This is a genomic window from Pediococcus argentinicus (assembly GCF_001437605.1).
Lineage (GTDB): Bacteria > Bacillota > Bacilli > Lactobacillales > Lactobacillaceae > Pediococcus > Pediococcus argentinicus.
The window spans coordinates 1-348 of sequence record NZ_JQCQ01000088.1 but is presented as its reverse complement, the minus strand read 5'-3'; the positions used below and the strand labels follow the sequence as shown (position 1 = coordinate 348).

1 pseudogene is annotated in these 348 nt (G+C 34.5%); it reads left to right on the top strand.

The features are described from left to right. Window positions 1-348: pseudogene (locus IV88_RS09320) on the top strand (IS5/IS1182 family transposase); the annotation flags it as partial.

Below are 348 nucleotides of genomic sequence, written 5' to 3'. Positions count from 1 at the left end.
GATGCTAATAAATATTCCTTTACTTGGAGAAAAGCGGTTGATAAATTTCAACCGAAACTGAAAGACAAAGTTGTGACTCTCTACAATGAGTTGATTGAAAAGCATGTCGTTCAAGAAATGTCAGACGAGTATCTTACAACCAGCGACGGTGTCGCTGATATTCTTGAGCAGACTACTAACGAAATTGAAATATTAGATTCTAGAATTGCTAAGGAACCCAAAGTAATTCCTGGTGGTTCTAAAAACAAGCGAAAACGACGTAGACTTAAAAAACTAGCACGTACTCTTAAAACTGATTATTTACCACGAATTAAAAAATATGAAGATGATCAAAATACATTTCAAGGT